General features: G+C 67.8%; 20 protein-coding genes. 11 read left to right on the top strand and 9 right to left on the bottom strand.

The features are described 5' to 3' along the window. Positions 1-146: 146 nt before the first annotated feature. Together P3H15_RS01210 and P3H15_RS01205 are read left to right on the top strand one after the other, a co-directional pair. On the top strand, positions 147-1,568 hold the full coding sequence (locus tag P3H15_RS01210; RefSeq protein WP_276135575.1) for an amino acid ABC transporter substrate-binding protein/permease: 1,422 nt from the start codon (positions 147-149) through the stop codon (positions 1,566-1,568). Then, positions 1,565-2,335, top strand: coding sequence for an amino acid ABC transporter ATP-binding protein (locus P3H15_RS01205; RefSeq protein WP_276135574.1), 771 nt, complete (start codon positions 1,565-1,567; stop codon positions 2,333-2,335). Before P3H15_RS01210 ends, P3H15_RS01205 begins: the two co-directional genes overlap by 4 nt. Before the next feature lie 50 nt (positions 2,336-2,385). Here the strand turns inward: P3H15_RS01205 and P3H15_RS01200 are convergent, their stop codons facing one another. Together P3H15_RS01200 and P3H15_RS01195 are read right to left on the bottom strand one after the other, a co-directional pair. Beyond that, entirely contained in the window at positions 2,386-2,826 is a 441-nt protein-coding gene (locus tag P3H15_RS01200; RefSeq protein WP_276135573.1) for a DoxX family protein, read from the bottom strand. Between the two features lie 138 nt (positions 2,827-2,964). Then, the gene (locus tag P3H15_RS01195) at positions 2,965-3,807 is read right to left on the bottom strand and encodes a TatD family hydrolase (protein WP_276135572.1); all 843 of its coding nucleotides are present in this window, start codon (positions 3,805-3,807) and stop codon (positions 2,965-2,967) included. 75 nt (positions 3,808-3,882) lie between these two features. On the opposite strand from P3H15_RS01195, the gene P3H15_RS01190 reads away from it, so the two are divergent. The 3 genes from P3H15_RS01190 to P3H15_RS01180 all read left to right on the top strand — a co-directional run bounded on the left by P3H15_RS01190 (position 3,883) and on the right by P3H15_RS01180 (position 7,634). Next, positions 3,883-4,737, top strand: coding sequence for an SDR family oxidoreductase (locus P3H15_RS01190; RefSeq protein ID WP_276135571.1), 855 nt, complete (start codon positions 3,883-3,885; stop codon positions 4,735-4,737). A 53-nt stretch (positions 4,738-4,790) separates the two neighbouring features. Next, positions 4,791-6,350 carry a methionine--tRNA ligase gene (gene metG / locus P3H15_RS01185; RefSeq protein WP_276135570.1) on the top strand — a complete coding sequence of 520 codons (1,560 nt, stop codon included), beginning with the start codon at positions 4,791-4,793 and terminating at the stop codon, positions 6,348-6,350. Between the two features lie 108 nt (positions 6,351-6,458). Continuing rightward, entirely contained in the window at positions 6,459-7,634 is a 1,176-nt protein-coding gene (locus P3H15_RS01180; protein ID WP_276135569.1) for a DUF2786 domain-containing protein, read from the top strand. A 14-nt stretch (positions 7,635-7,648) separates the two neighbouring features. Here the strand turns inward: P3H15_RS01180 and rsmI are convergent, their stop codons facing one another. Further along, a complete protein-coding gene (gene rsmI / locus P3H15_RS01175; protein WP_276135568.1) occupies positions 7,649-8,479 on the bottom strand; it encodes a 16S rRNA (cytidine(1402)-2'-O)-methyltransferase in 831 nt (276 codons plus the stop codon). Positions 8,480-8,553: 74 nt separating this feature from the next. Here rsmI and P3H15_RS01170 point away from each other — a divergent pair, with 74 nt between their 5' ends. Further along, positions 8,554-10,062 (top strand): dolichyl-phosphate-mannose--protein mannosyltransferase, encoded by a 1,509-nt coding sequence (locus P3H15_RS01170; RefSeq protein ID WP_276135759.1) that lies wholly within the window; start codon positions 8,554-8,556, stop codon positions 10,060-10,062. A gap of 62 nt (positions 10,063-10,124) precedes the next feature. Here P3H15_RS01170 and P3H15_RS01165 read toward each other — a convergent pair whose 3' ends face one another. The 4 genes from P3H15_RS01165 to P3H15_RS01150 all read right to left on the bottom strand — a co-directional run bounded on the left by P3H15_RS01165 (position 10,125) and on the right by P3H15_RS01150 (position 13,444). Further along, complete coding sequence (locus tag P3H15_RS01165) at positions 10,125-11,762, bottom strand: BCCT family transporter (RefSeq protein WP_276135567.1); 1,638 nt, start codon at positions 11,760-11,762, stop codon at positions 10,125-10,127. 84 nt (positions 11,763-11,846) lie between these two features. Next, on the bottom strand, positions 11,847-12,278 hold the full coding sequence (locus P3H15_RS01160; protein ID WP_276135566.1) for a DoxX family protein: 432 nt from the start codon (positions 12,276-12,278) through the stop codon (positions 11,847-11,849). 49 nt (positions 12,279-12,327) lie between these two features. Further along, entirely contained in the window at positions 12,328-12,702 is a 375-nt protein-coding gene (locus P3H15_RS01155; protein ID WP_005238723.1) for a GntR family transcriptional regulator, read from the bottom strand. 58 nt (positions 12,703-12,760) lie between these two features. Further along, entirely contained in the window at positions 12,761-13,444 is a 684-nt protein-coding gene (locus P3H15_RS01150; protein WP_276135565.1) for an NAD(P)H-binding protein, read from the bottom strand. 97 nt (positions 13,445-13,541) lie between these two features. Here P3H15_RS01150 and arsC point away from each other — a divergent pair, with 97 nt between their 5' ends. After that, the gene (gene arsC, locus P3H15_RS01145) at positions 13,542-13,889 is read left to right on the top strand and encodes an arsenate reductase (glutaredoxin) (RefSeq protein WP_346348737.1); all 348 of its coding nucleotides are present in this window, start codon (positions 13,542-13,544) and stop codon (positions 13,887-13,889) included. 68 nt (positions 13,890-13,957) lie between these two features. Here the strand turns inward: arsC and arcA are convergent, their stop codons facing one another. After that, positions 13,958-15,175: an arginine deiminase gene (gene arcA / locus P3H15_RS01140; protein ID WP_276135563.1), complete on the bottom strand. Its 1,218-nt coding sequence runs from the start codon at positions 15,173-15,175 to the stop codon at positions 13,958-13,960. Positions 15,176-15,283: 108 nt separating this feature from the next. Here arcA and P3H15_RS01135 point away from each other — a divergent pair, with 108 nt between their 5' ends. Continuing rightward, entirely contained in the window at positions 15,284-15,814 is a 531-nt protein-coding gene (locus tag P3H15_RS01135; RefSeq protein ID WP_276135562.1) for an FABP family protein, read from the top strand. Positions 15,815-15,856: 42 nt separating this feature from the next. Then, the gene (gene soxR, locus P3H15_RS01130; RefSeq protein WP_072941138.1) at positions 15,857-16,336 is read left to right on the top strand and encodes a redox-sensitive transcriptional activator SoxR; all 480 of its coding nucleotides are present in this window, start codon (positions 15,857-15,859) and stop codon (positions 16,334-16,336) included. 3 nt (positions 16,337-16,339) lie between these two features. On the opposite strand, the gene P3H15_RS01125 is transcribed toward soxR, so the two are convergent. Next, positions 16,340-16,834 carry a DUF2505 domain-containing protein gene (locus P3H15_RS01125; RefSeq protein ID WP_276135561.1) on the bottom strand — a complete coding sequence of 165 codons (495 nt, stop codon included), beginning with the start codon at positions 16,832-16,834 and terminating at the stop codon, positions 16,340-16,342. A gap of 169 nt (positions 16,835-17,003) precedes the next feature. On the opposite strand from P3H15_RS01125, the gene P3H15_RS01120 reads away from it, so the two are divergent. Together P3H15_RS01120 and P3H15_RS01115 are read left to right on the top strand one after the other, a co-directional pair. Next, a complete protein-coding gene (locus tag P3H15_RS01120; RefSeq protein WP_276135560.1) occupies positions 17,004-18,458 on the top strand; it encodes a wax ester/triacylglycerol synthase domain-containing protein in 1,455 nt (484 codons plus the stop codon). A 17-nt stretch (positions 18,459-18,475) separates the two neighbouring features. Next, positions 18,476-20,734, top strand: a complete 2,259-nt coding sequence (locus P3H15_RS01115; protein ID WP_276135559.1) for a glycerol-3-phosphate 1-O-acyltransferase — start codon at positions 18,476-18,478, stop codon at positions 20,732-20,734. Positions 20,735-20,737: the final 3 nt, after the last annotated feature.

Below are 20,737 nucleotides of genomic sequence, written 5' to 3'. Positions count from 1 at the left end.
GCTTCTGGTCCGGACCACCCTCGAAACGCAGTATCTTGCGACGTGCACCAAGAAGCCCGGAAGCGACCGGGCATTACCGACAAGAAAGCTGGGGTTCCGTGCGCAGCAGATCCGATCGACTTCTGAGACTCGTCAGACGTCCGAGAGTGCCCGCGGTGATCGCCGCGCTGACGCTGCTCGTCACACTCGTCGCGCCCGGTATCGCCGGCGCGCAGCAGCCCGCTCCGGGCAACGACTACACCATCGCCACCGACATCACGTTCGCCCCGTTCGAGTTCCAGGACGAGAGCGGCAAACTCGTCGGCATCGATATGGATCTTCTCGCCGCCATCGCCGAGGACCAGGGATTCACCTACCGGGTCAACGCCGTCGGATTCGACGCCGCACTGCAGGCGGTCACGGGCGGCCAGGCCAACGGCATGATCGCCGGCATGTCGATCACCGACGCCCGCAAGGCGACGTTCGACTTCTCCGACCCGTACTTCGAATCGGGTGTGCAGATGGGCGTGCTCGAGTCCGACGACTCGATCACGTCGTACGAGGACCTGCGCGGCAAGTCCGTCGCCGTCAAGAACGGCACCGAGGGCGCCACGTACGCGGAGTCCATCAAGGACCAGTACGGCTTCACCACCAAGTACTTCGCCGACTCGTCGAGCATGTTCGACGAGGTCCGCACGGGTAACTCGGTCGCCGTGTTCGAGGACTACCCCGTCCTCGCCTACGGCATCAAGCAGGGCAACGGGTTCAAGACCGTCACCGACAAGGTCCCCGGCGCCAGCTACGGGTTCGCCGTCGCGAAGGGCCAGAACGCGCAGCTCCTCCAAGAGTTCAACACCGGTCTCGCCAACGTGAAGGCGAGCGGCAAGTACGACGAGATCCTCGACACCTACCTCAACGCCGACGCCTCCGACGACGACAACTCGATCCTCGGCCTGATCAAGAGCACCTACCCGCTGCTGCTCGAGGGCCTGTGGCTGACGATCGTCCTGACCGTGGTCTCGATCGCCATCGCGCTCGTGCTCGGCGCGATCTTCGGCCTGTTCCGGGTATCGACCAACATCGTCCTGCGCGGCATCGGCACCACCTACGTGGACGTGTTCCGCGGCACTCCGCTGCTGGTCCAGGCCTTCTTCATCTACTTCGGCATCCCGGCGGCGCTGGACTTCCAGATGTCGGCGTTCACCGCGGGCATCATCACGCTGAGCCTCAATGCAGGCGCCTACATGGCCGAGATCGTGCGCGGCGGCATCCTGTCCGTCGACAAGGGCCAGATGGAAGCGTCCCGGAGCCTCGGCATCAGCTACCTGAAGTCGATGCAGAAGGTCGTGATGCCGCAGGCCGTGCGGACGATGATCCCGTCGTACATCAACCAGTTCGTGATCACACTGAAGGACACGTCGATCCTGTCCGTGATCGGGCTCGCCGAGCTCACTCAGACCGGGCGGATCATCATCGCCCGCAACTTCCAGTCCTTCAATATGTGGCTGATCATCGGCGCGATGTATTTCATCATCATCATGGCGTTGACGAAGCTGTCGAACCGGCTCGAGAAGAGGATCAACAAGTGACCGAGACACCGGTGACGGAGAACAAGGCCGAGGCCGCCGACCCGAAGATCCGGGTGAAGGGCCTGAAGAAGTCGTTCGGCGACAACGAGGTGCTCAAGGGCATCGACGTCGACATCGCGAGCGGCGAGGTGGTGTGCGTGATCGGGCCCTCCGGGTCCGGCAAGAGCACGTTCCTGCGCTGCCTCAACCGACTCGAGGACATCACCGGCGGCAACGTCGTCGTCGACGGCTTCGACGTGAGCAATCCCAAGATCGACATCGACCGGGTGCGCCAGCACATCGGGATGGTGTTCCAGCACTTCAACCTGTTCCCGCACATGACGGCGATCGAGAACGTGATGCTCGCGCCCGTGCAGACCAAGCGGGCCTCCAAGGAGGAGGCGCGGGCGACGGCCGTGCGGTTGCTCGAGCAGGTCGGGCTGGCGGAGAAGGCGAACGCGAAGCCGGCGAACCTGTCCGGCGGGCAGAAGCAGCGCGTCGCGATCGCACGGGCTCTGGCGATGAGCCCGGACATCATGCTGTTCGACGAGGCCACCAGCGCGCTGGACCCCGAGATGGTGGGCGAGGTGCTGCAGGTTCTGCGCGACCTCGCGAAGGGCGGCATGACGATGGTCGTGGTCACGCACGAGATGGGCTTCGCCCGCGAGGTGTCCGACCGGGTGATCTTCATGGCCGACGGGTACGTGGTGGAGGAGGGAACTCCGGAGCAGATCTTCGGTGACCCGCAGCAGTCCCGCACCCAGGACTTCCTGAACAAGGTCCTCTGACACGTGAGTGGCGAAGCGTGCCGGGGCACACTTCGCCACTCACATGGGGGTCAGACGGTGGCCGGTTCCTTCGCGGCCCACGGCAGCTTGTCGCCGAGCAGTCCGTCGACACCGAAGCGGCCCGATCCGACGACGGCGAGCAGCAGCGACCCGACGCCGAGCGCCAGGACCAGTTCATAGCCGCCCTCGCTCGCGAAGATGCCCTTGTCGATGTGCGCGATGAAGAACGCGCCGACCATGTCGAGGAACAGCAGGATCCCGAAGACCGGGACTGCGGCGCCGACGATGAGCGCGAGGCCGCCGATGACCTCGAGCCAGGTCACGACGAACGCCGAGACGCCGGGGAGCGGAACGCCCATGGCCTCGAAGCCGGCGGTCTGGCCGGCGTGGCCGTTGGTGAACGCCTTCTGCCAGCCGTGAGCGAGGAAGATGACGCCGATGCCCAGGCGGGCGACGAGAATTCCCAGGTTTCGAACTGCGGGGTTGTTCATGGATGCGCCTTTCATCGAGGTGTCCCCGCGCGACCGGGACGACCATTGGTTGAACAGGCAACGATCCTAAGTTCCCTAGGTTGAAACTTCAACTTAAGGCCTGCGGCCCTGTGCGCGCCCGACGAGTCCAGGGACTCGCTACCCGCTCACGGGCCGGAGGCCGTACACGCGCTCGGCGGTCGCGGTGGACGCTTTCGCGAGGTCGTCCGGGTCCTCGCCGCGGATCTCGGCGAGCGCCCGGACCGTGTAGGGCAGGCAGTACGGCTCGTTGGGAGCGCCCCGGAACGGGTGCGGGGTGAGGAACGGCGCATCCGTCTCGACGATCAGCTGATCCGACGGCACCAGCGGGGCCGCCTCTCGCAGGACCTTCGCGTTCTTGAAGCTGACGGTGCCGGAGAAGCTGAGGACGTAACCGGCGTCGACGCACTCGCGCGCCATCTCGGCGTCCGAGGAGAAGCAGTGGAAGATCACCGTCTCCGGCGCCCCCTCCTCCCGCAGCACCTGCAGCAGCGCCTGGTCGGCCTCCCGGTTGTGGATCATCAGCGTCTTGCCGAGCCGCTTCGCGAGGTCGATGTGCCAGCGGAAGCCGTCGGTCTGCTCGGGGACGGTGGCGCAGCCGTCGAGTTTCCCCGGCCAGTAGAAGTCGAGCCCCGTCTCCCCCACCGCGACCACCCGGGGATCACCGGCGAGCCGCTCGATCTCCGCCCTGGTCGCGTCGTCGAGCACGTTCGCCCGGGTCGGGTGGATCGCGACGGCCGCATAGACGCGAGGATCCCAGTGCGCGGCGTCGACGGCGAACTGCGCGGCCGCCAGGTCGTCGGCCACCGTGACCACCCGCTCCACCCCGACCGCGGCCGCCCGGTCGACGATCGCCGTGACACTCGCCGCGTCCGAGGCTCCACACGCGTCCAGGTGCGTGTGCGAGTCGACGAGCGGGAACAGCGGCGCAGGGGCTTCCGGGGCGGGACGGTCTTTGCTCATGCGGACATTGTCGACGCCGCCACCGCACGTGTCACATGCGGTACTTTTCACCCCGACGGGGAGGGAGCCGTGTCCATGACTTCGAGCTCGATGAACGGCCGCGTGATCGCGGTGACCGGCGGCGCGAGGGGAATCGGGAAGGAGATCGCCCGACAGCTGGCGGTCGCAGGCGCGCGGGTCGCGATCGGCGACGTCGACGGCGCCGCGGCCCGGCACACGGCGGACGAACTCGGCCGGGCGGGCGGGACGGTGGAGGGTCTCGAACTGGACGTCACCGACACCGCATCGTTCACGGCGTTCCTCGCCGCCGTCGAGGATCACTGGGGACCGCTCGACGTCCTCGTCAACAATGCGGGCGTCATGTGGGTCGGGAGCTTCGACGAGGAACCCGAGTCCGCGACGGACCGGCAGCTCGCGGTGAACCTGCACGGGGTCATCCGGGGAGTGCGTCTGGCGGCCCCGGCGATGCGTGAGCGGGGCCGCGGCCAGATCGTCACGGTGGCGTCGGCGGCGTCGAAGGTCGCACCGCCCGGCGAGTCGACGTACGCCGCCACCAAGCACGGGGTTCTCGGTTACCTGACCGGGGTCCGCGAGGAACTGCGCGGGTCGGGTGTGCAGATCTCGGTGATCATGCCCGGGGTCGTGGACACCGAGCTCGCGGCCGGGACGGCGACGGGCGCGGCGCGGCTGCTGTCGCCGGCCGACGTCGCGAAGGCGGTGGTCGCGGTGATCCGGCGTCCCCGGTTCGAAGTGACCATCCCCTGGTACGTCGGGCCGCTGGTCCGGCTGGTCACCGTGTTTCCCCAGTTCGCCCGCGACTTCGCGGTCCGGCGGATGGTTCCCGACCAGGTGCGGTCCACGGACAAGTCGGCCCGCGCGGCGTACGAGTCGCGCACCGTCACCGGCGAGGACGGCGCCGGCCCGGGCTAGATCCCGAATCTGCGCGTCACGAAACGGCGGCGCGCAGATAGAGTGGTCGCACCATGAATGCTGCTGATTCCACCGCCTCGCGGCCACCTTTCTATCTGACGACGGCGATCGCGTACCCGAACGGCGTCCCCCACATCGGCCACGCCTACGAGTACATCTCCTCCGACGCCCTCGCACGGTTCAAGCGCCTGGACGGGTTCGACGTCTTCTTCATGACGGGAACCGACGAGCACGGTCTGAAGATGCAGCAGACCGCGGCCAAGGAAGGCATCGACGTCCGCGAACTCGCCGCGCGGAACTCCGATGTGTTCGAGGCCATGGACAAGACGCTCAACATCTCCTTCGACCGGTTCATCCGCACGACGGATGCCGACCACGAAGAAGCCAGCAAGGCGATCTGGCAGAAGATGCTCGACAACGGCGACATCTACCTCGACACGTACTCGGGCTGGTACTCGGTCCGCGACGAGGCGTTCTACACCGAGGCCGAGACCACGCTGCAGGAGGACGGTTCGCGCCTGTCCACCGAGACGGGTACCCCGGTCGAGTGGACGGAGGAGTCCACGTATTTCTTCAAGCTGTCCGAGTACCAGGACAAGCTGCTGGCCCTCTACGACGAGAATCCCGACTTCATCGCGCCCGCGACGCGGCGCAACGAGATCGTCAGCTTCGTCAAGGGCGGCCTGAAGGACCTGTCGATCTCGCGGACGACGTTCGACTGGGGCGTCCCGGTGCCCGATCACCCCGAGCACGTGATGTACGTGTGGGTGGACGCCCTCACCAACTATCTGACCGGCGCCGGATACCCGGACACGGACTCCGAGCAGTTCGGCAAGTTCTGGCCGGCGAACCTGCACATCATCGGCAAGGACATCACCCGGTTCCACACCGTGTACTGGCCGGCGTTCCTGATGTCGGCGGGGATCGAGTTGCCGAAGCGGGTCTTCGTGCACGGGTTCCTCTACAACAAGGGCGAGAAGATGTCGAAGTCGGTCGGCAACGTCGTCGACCCGGTCGCCATGGTGGAGCAGTACGGCCTCGACGCCGTGCGCTTCTTCCTGCTCCGCGAGATCTCCTACGGCCAGGACGGCAGCTACAGCCACGAGGCCATCGTCACCCGGATCAACGCCGACCTGGCGAACGAACTCGGCAACCTCGCCCAGCGTTCGCTGTCGATGGTCGCGAAGAACTGCGATGCGCAGGTTCCGACACCGGGCGAGCTGACCGAGGACGACGCGGCGATGCTCGCGCAGGCGGATGCGCTGCTGGAGCGGGTGCGCGCCGAATACGACGTCCAGGCACTGCATCTCGCGCTGGAGGCGATCTGGTCGGTTCTCGGCGAGACCAACCGGTACTTCTCCAAGCAGGAGCCCTGGGTGCTGCGGAAGACGGATCCGGAGCGGATGGCGACGGTGCTGTACGTGACGCTCGAGGTGGTCCGGATCGTGGGCGTCCTCGTGCAGCCGGTGATGCCGGACGCCGCGGAGAAGATCCTGGACCTGCTGGGTCAGAAGAGCGACGCGCGGCAGTTCAACGACCTTCCGACGCGGATCGTGGCGGGCACACCGCTGCCTGCGCCGTCGGGCGTGTTCCCCCGTTACGTGGAGGACTGATTCACGCGGGGTCCACATCTTGTCGGACCCTGCGTGCACACTCTCCGCATGACGCCGAATAGAACATACATTCGATCTCATCACCGTGGATTCGGGAACGGAGCGCGCGTGTTCGACGACGAAGTGAGCCCGCAGGCCGCAGCGGCAGTCCACACCCTGATGGGTGAGTTGTCGGGCGCATACGAGCGTGGGTGGCAGCCCGCCGACGTCGTGCATCTGGCGCGGAGATCGAAGGAGCCGTCCGACGCGGCGCTGGCGGCGGCCCTGGTGCTGCACGAGGCGGAGCGCACCCGCGCCGCGCACCGGGCGCCGCGGGACTGGGTGGAGCAACTGCGCACCATCGGCGAGCAATACCCGGGCGCGTCCCACCTGGCGGCGCGGGTTCCGGTCGACGGTCCCGACGTTCGGGCCCTGGCCGCCGGACTGCTGTTCGAGGACCCGTACCACTCCGTCTACCAGCTGACCGACCTGTCGCTGTCGTGGACGAATCTGCCCGGCTGGACGGTGCTCACTCCTCCGCCGTCGACGTGGCCGGTCGTGCGGGTCGCCGACCCGTCCGCGGCGATGCCGGGCGAGGCCGCGGCCGACGCGAAGGTGCTCAACAGGATTCGCGGGCTGCTCGCCAAGGCCGAGGCCACCGATTTCGCGGAGGAGGCGGAGATCTTCACCGCGAAGGCGCAGGAGTTGATGACGCGCTACGCGATCAACGCGGCGCTCCTCCACACCCAGAACGGGGTGGGCAACACCGCGGTGCACAGTCGCCGGATCCACCTGGAGAATCCGTACGTCAAGGAGAAGGTGCACCTTCTCACGGAGATCGGCGACTCCAACCGGGTGCGCACCGTGTGGTTCAGCTCGCTCGCCATCGCGACCGTGGTCGGCACCCCCCTCGACCTCCAGCAGGTCGACATGCTCTTCACCTCCCTGCTGGTGCAGGCCACGCGCGCAATGCAATTCGCGGACGCCGACAGTCGCAGCGGTTCGCGCACGACGTCGTTCCGGAAGGGTTTCCTGGCGGGCTTCGCCAGCCGCATCGGGCAGCGGTTGCGCGACGCCGACAGCCGGGCCACGGCCGACGCCGCCGACGAGGCGTCGATTCCCGTCGCCGATCTGCTGCCGATCCTGGCCACCAAGTCGGAGGCCGTGGACGCCGAGTTCGACCGCCTGTTTCCGCGGACCAAGAAGGCGCGCGGCCGGGCTGTCGACGCCAACGGCTGGTACGCCGGGCAGGCGGCCGCCGACGACGCGTCGCTGGCACCCGGGGAGCGTGCCCTCCGGCGGTAGCGCCCGCCTGCCGCCTAGTCCTTCCGGGACGCCAGCACCGTTTCGTAGAGTTCCCGCTTCGACACGCCGGTGGTGGCGACGAGCGCGCACGCGTCCTTGAGCCGGGTGCCGTCGGCGACCAATCGCTCCACCTCGTCGACGAGGTCGGCGGGGTCGGACGCGACGGGGGTGGCACCCTCCACCACGACGGTGATCTCGCCGCGGACGCCCTCGGCGGCCCACTCGGCGAGTTCGGCGAGGGTGCCGCGGCGGACCTCCTCGTAGGTCTTGGTCAGCTCCCGGCAGACGGCGGCGCGGCGGGTGCCGCCGAGCACGTCGGCGGCGTCCGCGAGGCAGTCGGCGAGCCGGTGCGGCGCCTCGAAGAACACGCAGGCGCGTTGCTCGGTGACCAGGGCCTGCAACCACGTCTTGCGCTGACCCTGCTTGCGGGGCGGGAAGCCGTCGAAGCAGAACCGTTCGACGGGCAGCCCGGACAGCGCGAGTGCCGTCGTCACCGCCGACGGTCCGGGCAGGCACGTCACCGCCAGATCCTCGGCCACGCACGCCGACACCAGGCGGTACCCGGGGTCGCTGACTGACGGCATGCCGGCATCGGTGACGAGGAGAACGGTCTTGCCGGACGCGACGTCGGCGACGAGGGCTGGCAGCCGGGCCGTCTCGACCTGGTCGTAGAAGCTGACGACCTTGCCGGTGATCGTCACCTCGAGCGCGGAGGCGAGGGCCTTGGTGCGGCGGGTGTCCTCTGCGGCGACGACGTCGGCCGTCTCGAGCGCCGTACGCAGCCTCGGCGAGGCGTCACCCACGTCCCCCATCGGTGTTGCGGCGAGCACTAGGCGACCAGTCATGACCCACAGCCTACGATTGCGGCGTGACGATGCTGACGGACGAGCGAGCGACGCCCTCCGCACGACAGCCGTCCATGGTCGGACCGGCGCCGCTCGTGCCGCCCCCCGACTACGGTCCCGTCGACCGTGCCCGCGGCTGGGTGGTGACGCTGTTCGTCACGGCGATCGCGGCGATCACGCGGTTCACGATGCTCGGGTACCCGACCGACGCGGGCACTCCCGTGTTCGACGAGAAGCACTACGCGCCGCAGGGCTGGCAGGTGCTCACCGGCGGCTGGCTCGAGGACAACCCGGGCTACGGGCTGGTGGTGCATCCGCCGATCGGGAAACAGCTGATCGCGATGGGCGAGGCCATCTTCGGCTACAACGGCTGGGGCTGGCGGTTCGCATCCGCCGTGGCGGGCACGATCATGGTTCTGCTGGTGATCCGGATCGTCCGCCGGCTCACGCGGTCCACTCTGATCGGCGGTCTCGCCGGGATCCTGCTGGTCGCGGACGGGGTGACGTTCGTCTCGTCCCGGCTCGGCATGCTCGACATCTTCCTGGCCCTGTTCGGGGTGGCGGCGCTCGGCTGCCTGATCGTGGACCGCGACCAGGTCCGCGAGCGGATGGCCCGGGTGTACGCCGAGGGCCGGATCGGTGACAGCGAGTGGGGTCCGCGGCTCGGTGTGCGCTGGTGGCGGTTCGGCGCCGGGATCATGCTGGGCCTGGCGTGCGGCACCAAATGGTCGGGCGTCTACTTCATCGTGTTCTTCGGGCTGCTCAGCGTCGCGTTCGATGTGGCGGCCCGACGCGCCTACGGGGTGCGCCGCCCGTGGTCCGGGGCCGGCGTCCGCGACGTCGGCCCCGCGCTGTACGCGCTCGTCGTCGTTCCGCTGTTCGTGTATCTGGCCAGCTACTGGGCGTGGTTCGCCAGCGAGACCGGCGTGGACCGGCATGCCGTGGGCAACGAGATCGGGACGGGCGGCACCTGGTCGTTCGTGCCGGCAGCGCTGCGGTCGCTGTGGTACTACAGCGGCAACGTCCTCCAGTTCCACGCGGGCCTCACCAATTCGGCGGGCAATCACCACCCGTGGGAGTCGAAGCCGTGGACGTGGCCGATGGGTCTGCGCCCGATGCTGTACTACTTCGCCGAGGGCGATCACGTCACCGGTTGCGGGGCGTCGAGTTGCGTCAAGGCCGTCATGCTCGTCGGGACGCCCGCCATGTGGTGGCTGGCACTGCCGATGCTCGCGTGGGCCCTGTGGCAGTCCGTGGTGCGGAAGGACTGGCGGTACGCCACCGTCCTCACCGGCTACGGCGCCGCGTTCCTGCCGTGGCTGACCACGCTGGACCGCCAGATGTACTACTTCTACGCGGTGGCGCTCGCGCCGTTCATGGTGATGGGAATCGCGCTCGTGCTGGGCGACGTCCTCGGAAGCGCGCGGGCGTCGTTCGAGCGCCGCACCACCGGCCTGCTCGCCGTCTGCCTCTATGTGGGGCTCGTGGTCGCCAACTTCATCTGGTTGTGGCCGATCCTCACGGCCGTCCCGATCACCCCGGAGACGTGGCAGCACCAACTGTGGCTGCCCAGCTGGCGCTGACACCGTAAACGAGTCGAGCCGCCCGGGTCCGGTGGGACCCGGGCGGCTCGCAGACTGTTTCTCTAGCGGGACGAGATCCGGTCGCGACGACGCTTCGCCGCCACCCTCCGCATCTCCCTCCGCATTTCCCGGCCGTCGACGATCATCTGGTCACGGGACAGATCCTTGTACAGCGAGAAGCACAACCCGATCATCACGATGACGAACGGCGCCGCAGCGATGATCGTCATCGTCTGCAGTCCGTCGAGTGCGGTGTCGCCGCCGGTCCACAGGATCAGCGCGGCCACGCCACCGGTGAGCACACCCCAGAACACGACCACCCAACGCTGCGGTTCCAGTGAACCGCGCTGAGACAGGGTTCCCATCACCATCGAGGCGGCATCGGCGCCGGAGACGAAGAAAATCCCCACGAGGACCATCACCAGGACGGTCGTGATGCCGGTGAGCGGCAGGTGGTTGAGCATCCCGAACAGCTGACCCTCCTGGGTGTCCTGCCCGGCGAGGTCGATTCCGTCACGCTGCTCGCTGATTCCCGCACCGCCGAAGATCGCGAACCACACGAGGCTCACGGCGCTCGGGACCACGATCACGCCGACCACGAACTGCCGGATGGTGCGGCCGCGGCTGATGCGGGCCAGGAACATGCCCACGAAGGGGGTCCAGGAGATCCACCATGCCCAGTAGAAGATGGTCCACGAGGACAACCATTCGCCGGTGGCCGGATCGGACGACGCGCCGGTGCGGGCCGACATCTGCGCGAGCTGCGCGGCGTAGGCGCCGATCGTGGTGGGCAGCAGGTTGAGGATCAGGACCGTCGGTCCGACGACGAACACGAACAAGGCCAGGACGACGGCGAGCACCATGTTGGTGTTGGAGAGCCACTGGATTCCCTTGGCGACACCCGACACGGCGGAGGCCACGAACGCGAGGGTCAGCAGGGCGACGATCGCGACCAGCAGGAACGTGCCGACCTCCGACATCCACCCGACGACCTGGAATCCGGAACCGATCTGCAGTGCGCCGAGACCCAGCGAGGCGGCGGTCCCGAACAGCGTCGCGAAGATCGCGAGGACGTCGATGAACTTGCCGATCGGCCCCTCGGCGCGGCGGCCGAGCAGCGGGATGAACGCGGAGCTGAACAGCTGCTTGCGACCCTTGCGGTACGAGCCGTACGCGATCGACAGTCCGACCACCGCGTACATCGCCCACGGGTGCAGGCTCCAGTGGAACATGGTGGTGGCCATCGCAGTTCCGATGCCACCACTGGAACCCGGAGGGGGTGTCACGTAGTGCGCGAGCGGTTCGGCGACACCGAAGAACATCAGTCCGATGCCCATTCCGGCGCTGAACATCATCGCGATCCAGCTGACGGTCCGGAACTCGGGCTTCTCGCCGTCCTTGCCGAGCGGAATCTGCCCGAACTTGCTGAACGCGAGCCACAGTGAGAAGAGGACGAACCCGGACGCCGACAGGACGAACAACCAGCCCATGTCGGTGACCAGCCAGTCGAGCGCCTTGCCGGTCGTAATGTCGAGATTGTCGGGCGCCGCGAGCCCCCAGACGACGATTGCCGAGACCGCGGCGGCGGCGGCCGAGAACACGACGTGATCGGTGCGAACACCGACCCGTTTGAGCCCTCCGCCGACGGCCGCGTCAGCGGTGTCGGAACCTTGATCAGGCAGATCAGTATTCATTGCCATGAACAACTACGTTGGTCATTTTCGATGGCAAAAGCAAGCTAGCCCATCGCTTCACACCGAATCGAGACCCGCCGAACGGTATCGTTACGCTGCGGTTTTGCCCCATCCCGAGCCTCTTCCGAGGAGCCCGTCGATGCTGAGGCGTCCGGCACCGATCACAGCGAGTAACAGTGACCCGACGCCGAGTGCGACGACGAGTTCGTACCCGCCGTTCGCAACGAAGACACCCTTGTCCGCGTGCACCAGAATCAGCGCCCCGAGCATGTCGAGGAACAACAGGATTCCGGCGATCGGTGTGGCGATGCCCACGATGAGAGCAAATCCACCCGCGAGTTCGACAGTGGCGGCCGCAACAGCCGAGATGTCGGGCCGCGGGACGCCCATGTCGGCGAACGACGCCTGGGTGGCCTTCACTCCGTAGTCGAAGAACTTCTGCCAGCCGTGCGCGACGAAGATCACGCCGAGCCCGATCCGGGCGATCAGTAGTGCGAGGTCACGGAAGAGTGCGGAGGCCATACAGAGCGTCTACCTTTCTGTGGTCACACTTCTGGATGTGGCGCCGTCCTCATTCGGCGCCACGAAGAGCGGACTGCACGAAGCCGAGGATCTCCTCGTCGGACACCCCGAGCTTGCGCAGTTCCTGCACATACCCTGTTGCGGCCTTCTCGGCTCCGGCGCGAATGGGGTCACCGCCGCTCGCGATGAATGTGCCCTGCTTGCCTCGGGTTTCGATGACACCCTGCTCGCCGAGTTCCCGGTAAGCCTTGGCGACCGTGTTCGGTGCGAGGCCGACCTCGACGGCGAGCGCACGGACCGTGGGAATCTTCGTTCCCGCAATCAGTTGCCCGCTGCGGACCTGCTCGATGATCTGCAATCGCAACTGGTCGAACGGGGCGGTCGACGAATCGGGGTCGATGTCGATGTCCACGGCCGGCGCCACCTCCGTTGTTCCACGCGTTGTATCAGACCGTAGTTGCGCGGTTGCGGCGCCGCAATGGTTACAGCGCGGCGACGGCGTCCTCGATCGGCGTCGGACCGGACGTCAGCATCAGCGTCTTCTTCGCCGTGTTCGGGTGGTCCAGGAGCGCCGCGACCACGGCTGCGACGTCGGCGCGCGTGACGGTGCCGCGTTCGAGGGGAGGCGCGGTGAGCGTGACGTGACCTGTCGGGTCGTCGTCGAGCAGACCACCCGGACGGAGAATCGTCCAGTCGAGGTGGGTGCGGGCGCGCAGATCTTCCTCGGCTGCCGTCTTCGCGACCAGGTAGGCGGCGAACACGTCGTCGGTGCCCTCGGGGATCGGCTCACCCGCCCCGAACGAACCGACCTGAACGAATCGCCGCGTCCCCGCTTTTTCGGCGGCGTCGGCGAGCAGCACCGCGGCCCCGCGGTCGACGGTGTCCTTGCGGGCGATTCCGCTGCCCGGACCGGCACCGGCCGCGAACACCGCGGCGTCCGCACCGGCGAGGGTCTTCGCGACGTCGTCCGCGGTCGCCGTCTCCAGATCGATCACCACCGGTTCGGCGCCGAGTGCCGCGACCTCGTGCTCGTGGTCGGGGTTGCGGATCAGCGCGACCGCACGGTCACCGCGGGCGGTGAGGATCTTGATGAGGTGACGGGCGATCTTCCCGTGTCCACCCGCGATGACGATGCGCTGCGGAGCCGCGTCCCGGTGCTCGGCCATGATCGATCTCCCTCTTTCGTCGACTGGTTACGAGTTGCTACCCATGGTTCAGCGCTCGGTGCGGGCGCATTTGTTCCCCGGGTGCAGAATGTCGGATATGGCGAACACCGCGACCATCTACCACAACCAGCGCTGCAGCACGTCCCGCACGGTCCTCGGACTGATCCGGGACGCGGGCATCGAGCCGACCGTCGTGAAGTACCTCGAGACCCCGCCCTCGCGGGACGGATTGCGCAAACTTCTCGACGACGCCGGCCTGAAACCGAGCGAGGCCATCCGCAAGAAGGAGGCCGTCTTCAAGGAACTCGGGCTCGCCGAGGCGTCCGAGGACGAACTACTGGAAGCGATGGTGGACAACCCCATCCTCATCGAGCGACCGATCGTCGTGACGGACAAGGGCACCGTCCTCGCCCGCCCGGCCGCGAAGGTCGGCGACATCCTCTAGGCCCTCCGGGCCCGTGCGTGGTTGACGAGTCCCTGCACTCCTTAACCACGCACGGGCGGCGGAGCCGCCTACAGCGGGTCGCGGGCGACCGGGCAGGACATGCAGCGGGGGCCGCCGCGGCCCGAACCGAGTTCGGAACCGGCGATCCGCAGTACCTCGATGCCCGACGCCTCGAGCCGGGCGTTGGTCTCGACGTTCCGTTCGTAGGCGACGACGACGCCGGGTGCGAGTGCGAGCGTGTTGTTTCCGTCGTCCCACTGTTCACGTTCGGCGGTGACGTTGTCGAGTCCGGTATCGATGACGCGCAGTTTGCCGATGCCCATGGCCTCGGCGGCGGCGCTCAGGAACGGGTCGGCCCCGCGGATCGACACGCCGTTGTCCTCACGGTGAATGGTGAACGCCGACAGCGTGTCCTGGATGATCGGGTACATCACCACGGCGTCGTGGTCGACCATCGTGCACACGGTGTCGAGGTGCATCGACGCCCGGGCCTGCGCGATGGGCACCACCAGCACGGTGTGCGCCAGTTCGTCCTCGAAGACGCTGCGCGCCAACGCCTCGGCTCCGGCCGGTGTGGTGCGTTCCCCCACTCCGACGGCGACGACGCCGGGCGCCAGGAGCAGGACGTCGCCGCCTTCGACGGGGGCCGTGTGGGATTCGTAGGCGCGCCGCGCGCCCCGGAAACGCGGGTGGTGGGCGTAGATGATGTCGGTGAGGGACGTTTCGCGGACGCGGGCGGGCAGTGCCAGCGAGGTGATCGCGACGCGCGGTCCGATCCAGAACGACGAGTCACGGGTGAACAGCAGGTTGGGCAGCGGGTCGATGACGAAGTCGCCGCCGTGGTGCATGCGACGGACCAGCGACGCCGTGTTCGCGGCGACGGGGAGTTCGTCGAACGTCATGCCCGCGGTGAGGATGGTCGAGAGTTCGGGCGCCGGGACGCCGCGGAGGTGCGCGGCGAGTTCCTGCGCCAGGGTGTGGCCCAGCTTCCGGGGGTCGACGGCCGCGCCGATGCCGTGGATGCGGGCGGCTCCGCTGGCGCGGAGTGTCTCGCTGAGCAGGTCGGACAGCAGCAGGACCTCGACGCCGCGGCTGCGCAGGAGGTCCGCGAACGCGTCGTGCTCCTCCTGTGCGCGGTCGACCCAGGGCAGTCCGTCGAACAGCAGTTGGTCGTTGTTGCGGGGTGTCAGCCGCTTCAGTTCGTCCCCGGGCCGGTGCAGGAGGACGGCACGCAGCTGCCCGACTTCGGAGTTGGCCCCCAGCGGTACAGAACCCGACGCGTTCATGTCTAGACGGTAATGCCGGCGGGCCCGGCAGGCACGCTCAAACGCTCCCGCCGCCGACCGTGTCCCTCGGCCCCGCAGGCGAGTACCGTGAAGCGGCGGAGGTATCTCATGGACGAGAACTCGACTCTCTCGCCGGCGCACACGGATGCGACGGCGAGTTCGTCTGCGACCACACCACCGGTTCCGTCCGTGCCGCCCGCCCTGGCGCCGTTCGCCGGTCTGTGGCGTGGCGAGGGCGAGGGTGCGTACCCGACGATCGACGACTTCGCGTACACCGAGGAGATCGAATTCGCTCCCACCGGTAAACCGTTCCTGGCGTACCGGTCTCGGACGTGGGAGGCGGGCACCGGGCGGCCGTTGCACTCGGAGTCCGGGTATCTGCGGGTCGTCGCCGAGGACGAAGCGGAACTGCTCGTCGCCCAGCCGACCGGATTCACCGAGATCCACCGCGGTCAGATCCGGGAGGGGATCATCGAGTTGTCGATGGTGGCGCTGAGCGCGTCCCCGGACGCCAAACCGGTGCACAGCATCCGACGGCAGTTGTCGGTGCGCGGCGGCGACCTCACGTACGACCTGTGGATGGCACACGACCTGACTCCGCTCACGCACCATCTCCACGGTCATCTCCGCCGCGACTGACCTCGAGTATTGTTCAGGTAACCCGGTGAAAGGTTGCCTGTCGTGGAGATGCCCGAGTGGAGAGCGAAGGAACTGACGCCGGGACAGCTGTCGGAGCGCAGTGGCGTCGCGGTGTCGGCGTTGCATTTCTACGAGCGCGAGGGGCTGATCACCAGCAGGCGGACGTCCGGCAATCAGCGTCGCTATCGCCGGGACACGCTGCGGCGGGTCGCGTTCATCCGCATCGCCCAGCGGGTCGGGATTCCGCTGGCCGAGATCCGGGACGCCCTCGCGACCCTCCCCGAGGGCCGCACCCCGAACCGGAAGGACTGGGAGAAGCTGTCGACGCGGTGGCACGCCGATCTGGATCAGCGGATCGAGCAGCTGATCCGGCTCCGCGACAACCTGACCGGCTGCATCGGCTGCGGGTGCCTGTCGCTGGGGAGTTGCGCGATCGTCAACAGCCACGACCGGCTGGGCACGGCGGGGCCGGGTGCCCGCACGCTGGACGTCGAACTGGACGGCCCCGCCCCGGGGGCGTGAGCGTCAGCGGTCGCCGAGCCACTTCTCGATCGCGTCGCGGTCCTGCCCGACCATGTCGCCGACCAGCTTCCTGACGAGGGATTCGATCTGCCCCCCGACGAGCGGGATCTTGACCTGCACCGATCCGGAGACGTCGAGGACGGTGACGTCGCCCGACGCGCGGAGCACCGACGTGCAGTCGATCTTCACGGGGATCCCGGTGGAGCTGCCGCTGATCCGGCCGTCGGCGTGGTCTCCGTTGAGTGCGCCCCATTCGTCGGCCCGCTCGACCTTCAGTTCACCGGAGACGACCTTGCGCACGAACCCGGGGAGGGAGGACGCGCCGATGGTGTCGCGCATCGTCGCCGTCAGCGTGCCGGGGCCGCGGCTGTCGTCGAGGGTGAGCTTCTCCGGCGCCTCCTCGAACCGGTGCTGCCAGAACGCCCGGTCCGTCACCGTCGCGTGCACGCGGTCGATCGGGTACGCGACCTGTTCGGAGTAGTCGAAGCTTTTCGCCATGACGGCAGCCTACGACAACTCCGTGAGCGGCGAAGGAGTCCAGGGACTCGTCAACCACGCACGGGCGCGGAGCGCGAATCCGCCGGAACCAGGGACGCGATCTGCGGGGCGGGTCCACACTGGAAAAGCAGCAGCTGAGGGCAACTCGAGCAACCGAATGAGGGTGGGTATGGCCGACGGCGAACCTCTGATACCACCGAGTGCCGTCGACGTGGATTTCTCCGACGTCGCCTGGGGAGCGGACCGCACGATGTCCGACTTCGAGACCGGGATGTGGCGGATGGAGGAGGTGCAGCCGAAGCTGCGCTCACCGATCGTCGCGGTCGACGTCCTCGACAAGCCCCCGGACTGGGAGCGGCTCGTGCGCGCCCACGAATGGGCGTCGCACATGGTGCCGCGCATCCGGATGCGGGTGGTGGAGCCGACGCTGCGGCTGGGCAACCCCATGTGGTCGGTCGACCCCGAGTTCGATCTCGACTATCACCTGTCGCGGGTGCGTCTGCCGGAGCCCGCGACGTTCGACCACGCACTGCGGATGTGCAGGCACATGGCGACGGAGCCGTTCGACCGCGCCCGGCCGCCGTGGAGCGCGATGCTCATCGAGGGACTCGACGACGGCCGCGCCGTCTACGTGGTGAAGACGCACCACAGCATCACGGACGGTCTCGGCGGCATCCAGTTGATGACGCTGCTACACAGCAGGCGTCCCGAACCGTCGCCGGACAAACCGGATCGGCCTGCGCCGTTGCCGGAGCAGATGTCGGGTGGCGGCGCCCTGCTCGAGCAGGCACTCGACAACGTGCGCAGCACCCCCGGCCGTCTCGGCGGCCTGATCCGCGGCGCGGTGCGGACGGCGATGACGGTCGTCGGCGACCCGGTGGGCAGTGTCACGGAGGTCGCCGGTTACGCGAACTCGATCCGCCGGGTGGTGACTCCTCCCCCGACCACGGGTTCGGACCTGCTGCGCGACCGGGGGCTCGGACGCTGGTTCGGCGTGCTCGAGGTGAGTGTCGACGAACTACGTTCCGCCGCCCACGTCGCGGGCGGGTCGTTGAACGACGCGTACGTGGCGGCGCTGCTGGGCGGGTTCCGGCGCTATCACGAATCGTTCGGCCACGACCTCGAGACGATTCCGGTGGGGATGCCGGTGAGTATGCGTTCGGCGTCGGATCCGACCGGGGGCAACCGGTTCGCGGCGGCCCGGTTCGCCGGACCGGTCGGAGAGCGCGACCCGATCGCACGGATCAAGAAGGTGCGCGCGATCATTCTCGAGTTGCGCCAGGAACCGGCGCTCGGTCTGCTCGATTCCGCCGCCCCGATCCTGGTCCGGATCCCGACGGTGGTGCTGGCCAACTGGTACCTCTCGCAGTCGACGGGCCTCGATCTGCAGGCCAGCAACGTCGCAGGCGTGCCCGTGCCCGTGTATCTGGCGGGTGCCCGGATCGAGCGGATGTTCCCGTTCGGCCCCGCCCCCGGCTGCGCGGTCATGGCAACTCTGGTCTCCCACGTCGGCACGTGTTGCATCGGTGTCAATCTCGACACCGCCGCCGTGACCGCACCGGCGCGGTTCATGTCGTGCCTGCAGGAGAGTCTCGACGAGATCGTCGAACTCGGCCGCGGGTGAAAGGAAAGGCTGGCGCGATGGACGAGCAGACGACACGGCCACGGGTCTATCTCATCGAGACGATGAGCGACATGGAGGACGACGTTCTCCGCACGTGGCTGGAGCGGCAGGCGAACGACTCCGGTCAGCCGCCGCCCACCGTCCGCGTCACCGACCAGGCGCTCGCCGATCTGGCACGGCGGAAGGACGATCCGCTGCTCACCCCGCTCCGGGTGGTGTGGCTGCCGAAGGAGACACATCCGGACGGCGCGCAGCGATTGCGGGAAACGCTGTCGCTGCGCGATCCGCTGCACCCCGGCCAGAACACACAGCGCCGGGTGATGCGCGACGACCCGGCCCGGTGCCAGGTCTTGGAGGGCGACCCGGCCCCGCTCAGCGACCTCGAACGCCGGCTCGCCGAGAACGGCGGTGGGTCGCTTCCGGATTTCATCCGCCGCCAGGCGGCGCTGACCCTCGAGCGGGCCGAGCGCACCGTGCTGGGCACGCAGTACAAGGTGTCGAGGTTCGTCGTCGACGAGATCACCGACGCCAGCCGGTACCACGACGGCACGCACGAACTGTCGGCCCAATTGAATCTCCCCGTCGCCGAGGTGGACCGCCGCGCCCGCGGGGCGCTGGACGAGATGGTCGCCGCCCAGAGCCGCCGGGCCATCACACTGTGGGATCAGTTGGGCCGCTACTTCTCCCGCGCATACCGTCTCGACGTCGACACCACCCGGCTCGGCGACCTGCGGGAGCTGAACAAGGAACATTCCCTGGTGTTCCTGCCCAGTCACCGCTCGTACCTCGACCCACTGGTGCTGCGGCCGGCGCTGATCGCGAACGACCTTCCGCTCAACCACGTGATGGGCGGTCTGAACATCAACTTCTGGCCGATCGGACCGATCGGCAAGCGCAGCGGCACCGTGTTCATCCGCCGGAAGATCGAGGGCGACGAGATCTACAAGTGGACGCTCCGCGAGTACATGCGCTACCTGCTCACGAAACGGTTCAACCTCGAGTGGTACATCGAGGGCGGGCGCAGCCGCACCGGGAAGCTGCGGCCGCCGCGGTTCGGCCTACTCAACTACCTCGCGAAAGCGTTCCGGGACAGCGGAATGTCCGACGTGTATCTGGTCCCGGTGTCGCTGACCTACGACCAGCTGTACGAGGTCGGGGCGATGGCGGCGGAGGCGCACGGCCAGGCGAAGAGCAAGGAGAGTCTGCGCTGGCTCTTCGGATACGTTCGGGCGCAGGGGCAACGGCACGGTGTCGCGCACGTCAACGTCGGCAGGCCGATGTCGCTGGCAGACTATCTCGCCCAGGAGGACGACCTGCGGCTGGCGGTGCAGAAGACGGCGTTCGAGGTGTGCCATCGCATCAACGAGGTCACCCCCGTCACGGCATCCTCACTCGTCATGCTCGCGTTCCTCGGCATCGAGGACCGGGCGCTTACCGTCGACGAGGTCGGTGCCATTCTCGGGCCGCTCGTCGACTACATCACGGCGCGCTCGCTGCCGACCGCGGGCGACGTGGATCTGACGGATCCGCAGGTGATCCGCAAGGCCGTGCGCACCCATCTCGACTCCGGGGTCCTGAAAAGTTTCGGCCAGGGCAGCGAGAGGGTGTTCTACCTCGGGCGCGACCAGCATCTCGTGGCAGCGTTCTACCGCAACAACACCATTCACTTCCTGGTGATGAGGGCGATCGCGGAGATGGTGCTGCGCGCCGCCGTCGATCAGCAGTTCACCGACCCGCTCGAGGACGGATGGAATGCGGCACTCCGCATCCGCGACCTCCTCAAGTTCGAATTCTTCTTCAGCGAGAAGGACAGCTTCCGGAAGGAACTGCGGGCCGAACTGGACCTGATCGACCCGGCGTGGGAATCGAATCTGGGCGACCCTCAACATGCGGCGAACCTGTTGTCCGGGATGCGTATTCACCTGGCGCACCGGGTTCTGCAGCCGTTCCTGGAGGCGTACGCGGTGGTCGCGAGTCAGCTGCTGCGCACTCCCGTGGACCGGAAGTTCGACGAGAAGGCATTCATGACGGCGTGCCTTGCGCTCGCCGAACAACGACGGCTCCGGCAGCAGATCGGGAGCAGCGAGTCGATTTCGGCCGAACTCTTCACGACCGCGCTCAAGCTGGCGCGGAACCGGGGACTGGTCGAACCGAACGCCGAGAACATGGCTGCCCGGCGGGTCGAGTTCGAGGCCGAACTCCAGACCTTGATCGACCAGGTGCTCCGCATCCGGGCCATCGCGCACGAAAATCTGGACCAGATGGGTGGTAGGTGAGTA

Origin of the sequence: Rhodococcus sp. T2V (assembly GCF_029269925.1) — a bacterium.
GTDB classification, from domain to species: domain Bacteria; phylum Actinomycetota; class Actinomycetes; order Mycobacteriales; family Mycobacteriaceae; genus Rhodococcus_F; species Rhodococcus_F koreensis.
The sequence above is the reverse complement of the archived record's forward strand: the minus strand, read 5'-3'. Positions and strand labels throughout refer to the sequence as shown.

Bases quoted from the DNA above. Each gene is read 5' to 3' on its own strand.
- P3H15_RS01200 (WP_276135573.1), bottom strand. From the start codon at position 2,826: ATGAACAACCCCGCAGTTCGAAACCTGGGAATTCTCGTCGCCCGCCTG.
- P3H15_RS01195 (WP_276135572.1), bottom strand. From the start codon at position 3,807: ATGAGCAAAGACCGTCCCGCCCCGGAAGCCCCTGCGCCGCTGTTCCCG.
- P3H15_RS01190 (WP_276135571.1), top strand. From the start codon at position 3,883: ATGACTTCGAGCTCGATGAACGGCCGCGTGATCGCGGTGACCGGCGGC.
- metG (WP_276135570.1), top strand. From the start codon at position 4,791: ATGAATGCTGCTGATTCCACCGCCTCGCGGCCACCTTTCTATCTGACG.
- rsmI (WP_276135568.1), bottom strand. From the start codon at position 8,479: ATGACTGGTCGCCTAGTGCTCGCCGCAACACCGATGGGGGACGTGGGT.
- P3H15_RS01170 (WP_276135759.1), top strand. From the start codon at position 8,554: ATGGTCGGACCGGCGCCGCTCGTGCCGCCCCCCGACTACGGTCCCGTC.
- P3H15_RS01165 (WP_276135567.1), bottom strand. From the start codon at position 11,762: ATGGCAATGAATACTGATCTGCCTGATCAAGGTTCCGACACCGCTGAC.
- P3H15_RS01160 (WP_276135566.1), bottom strand. From the start codon at position 12,278: ATGGCCTCCGCACTCTTCCGTGACCTCGCACTACTGATCGCCCGGATC.
- P3H15_RS01150 (WP_276135565.1), bottom strand. From the start codon at position 13,444: ATGGCCGAGCACCGGGACGCGGCTCCGCAGCGCATCGTCATCGCGGGT.
- arsC (WP_346348737.1), top strand. From the start codon at position 13,542: ATGGCGAACACCGCGACCATCTACCACAACCAGCGCTGCAGCACGTCC.
- arcA (WP_276135563.1), bottom strand. From the start codon at position 15,175: ATGAACGCGTCGGGTTCTGTACCGCTGGGGGCCAACTCCGAAGTCGGG.
- P3H15_RS01135 (WP_276135562.1), top strand. From the start codon at position 15,284: ATGGACGAGAACTCGACTCTCTCGCCGGCGCACACGGATGCGACGGCG.
- P3H15_RS01125 (WP_276135561.1), bottom strand. From the start codon at position 16,834: ATGGCGAAAAGCTTCGACTACTCCGAACAGGTCGCGTACCCGATCGAC.
- P3H15_RS01120 (WP_276135560.1), top strand. From the start codon at position 17,004: ATGGCCGACGGCGAACCTCTGATACCACCGAGTGCCGTCGACGTGGAT.
- P3H15_RS01115 (WP_276135559.1), top strand. From the start codon at position 18,476: ATGGACGAGCAGACGACACGGCCACGGGTCTATCTCATCGAGACGATG.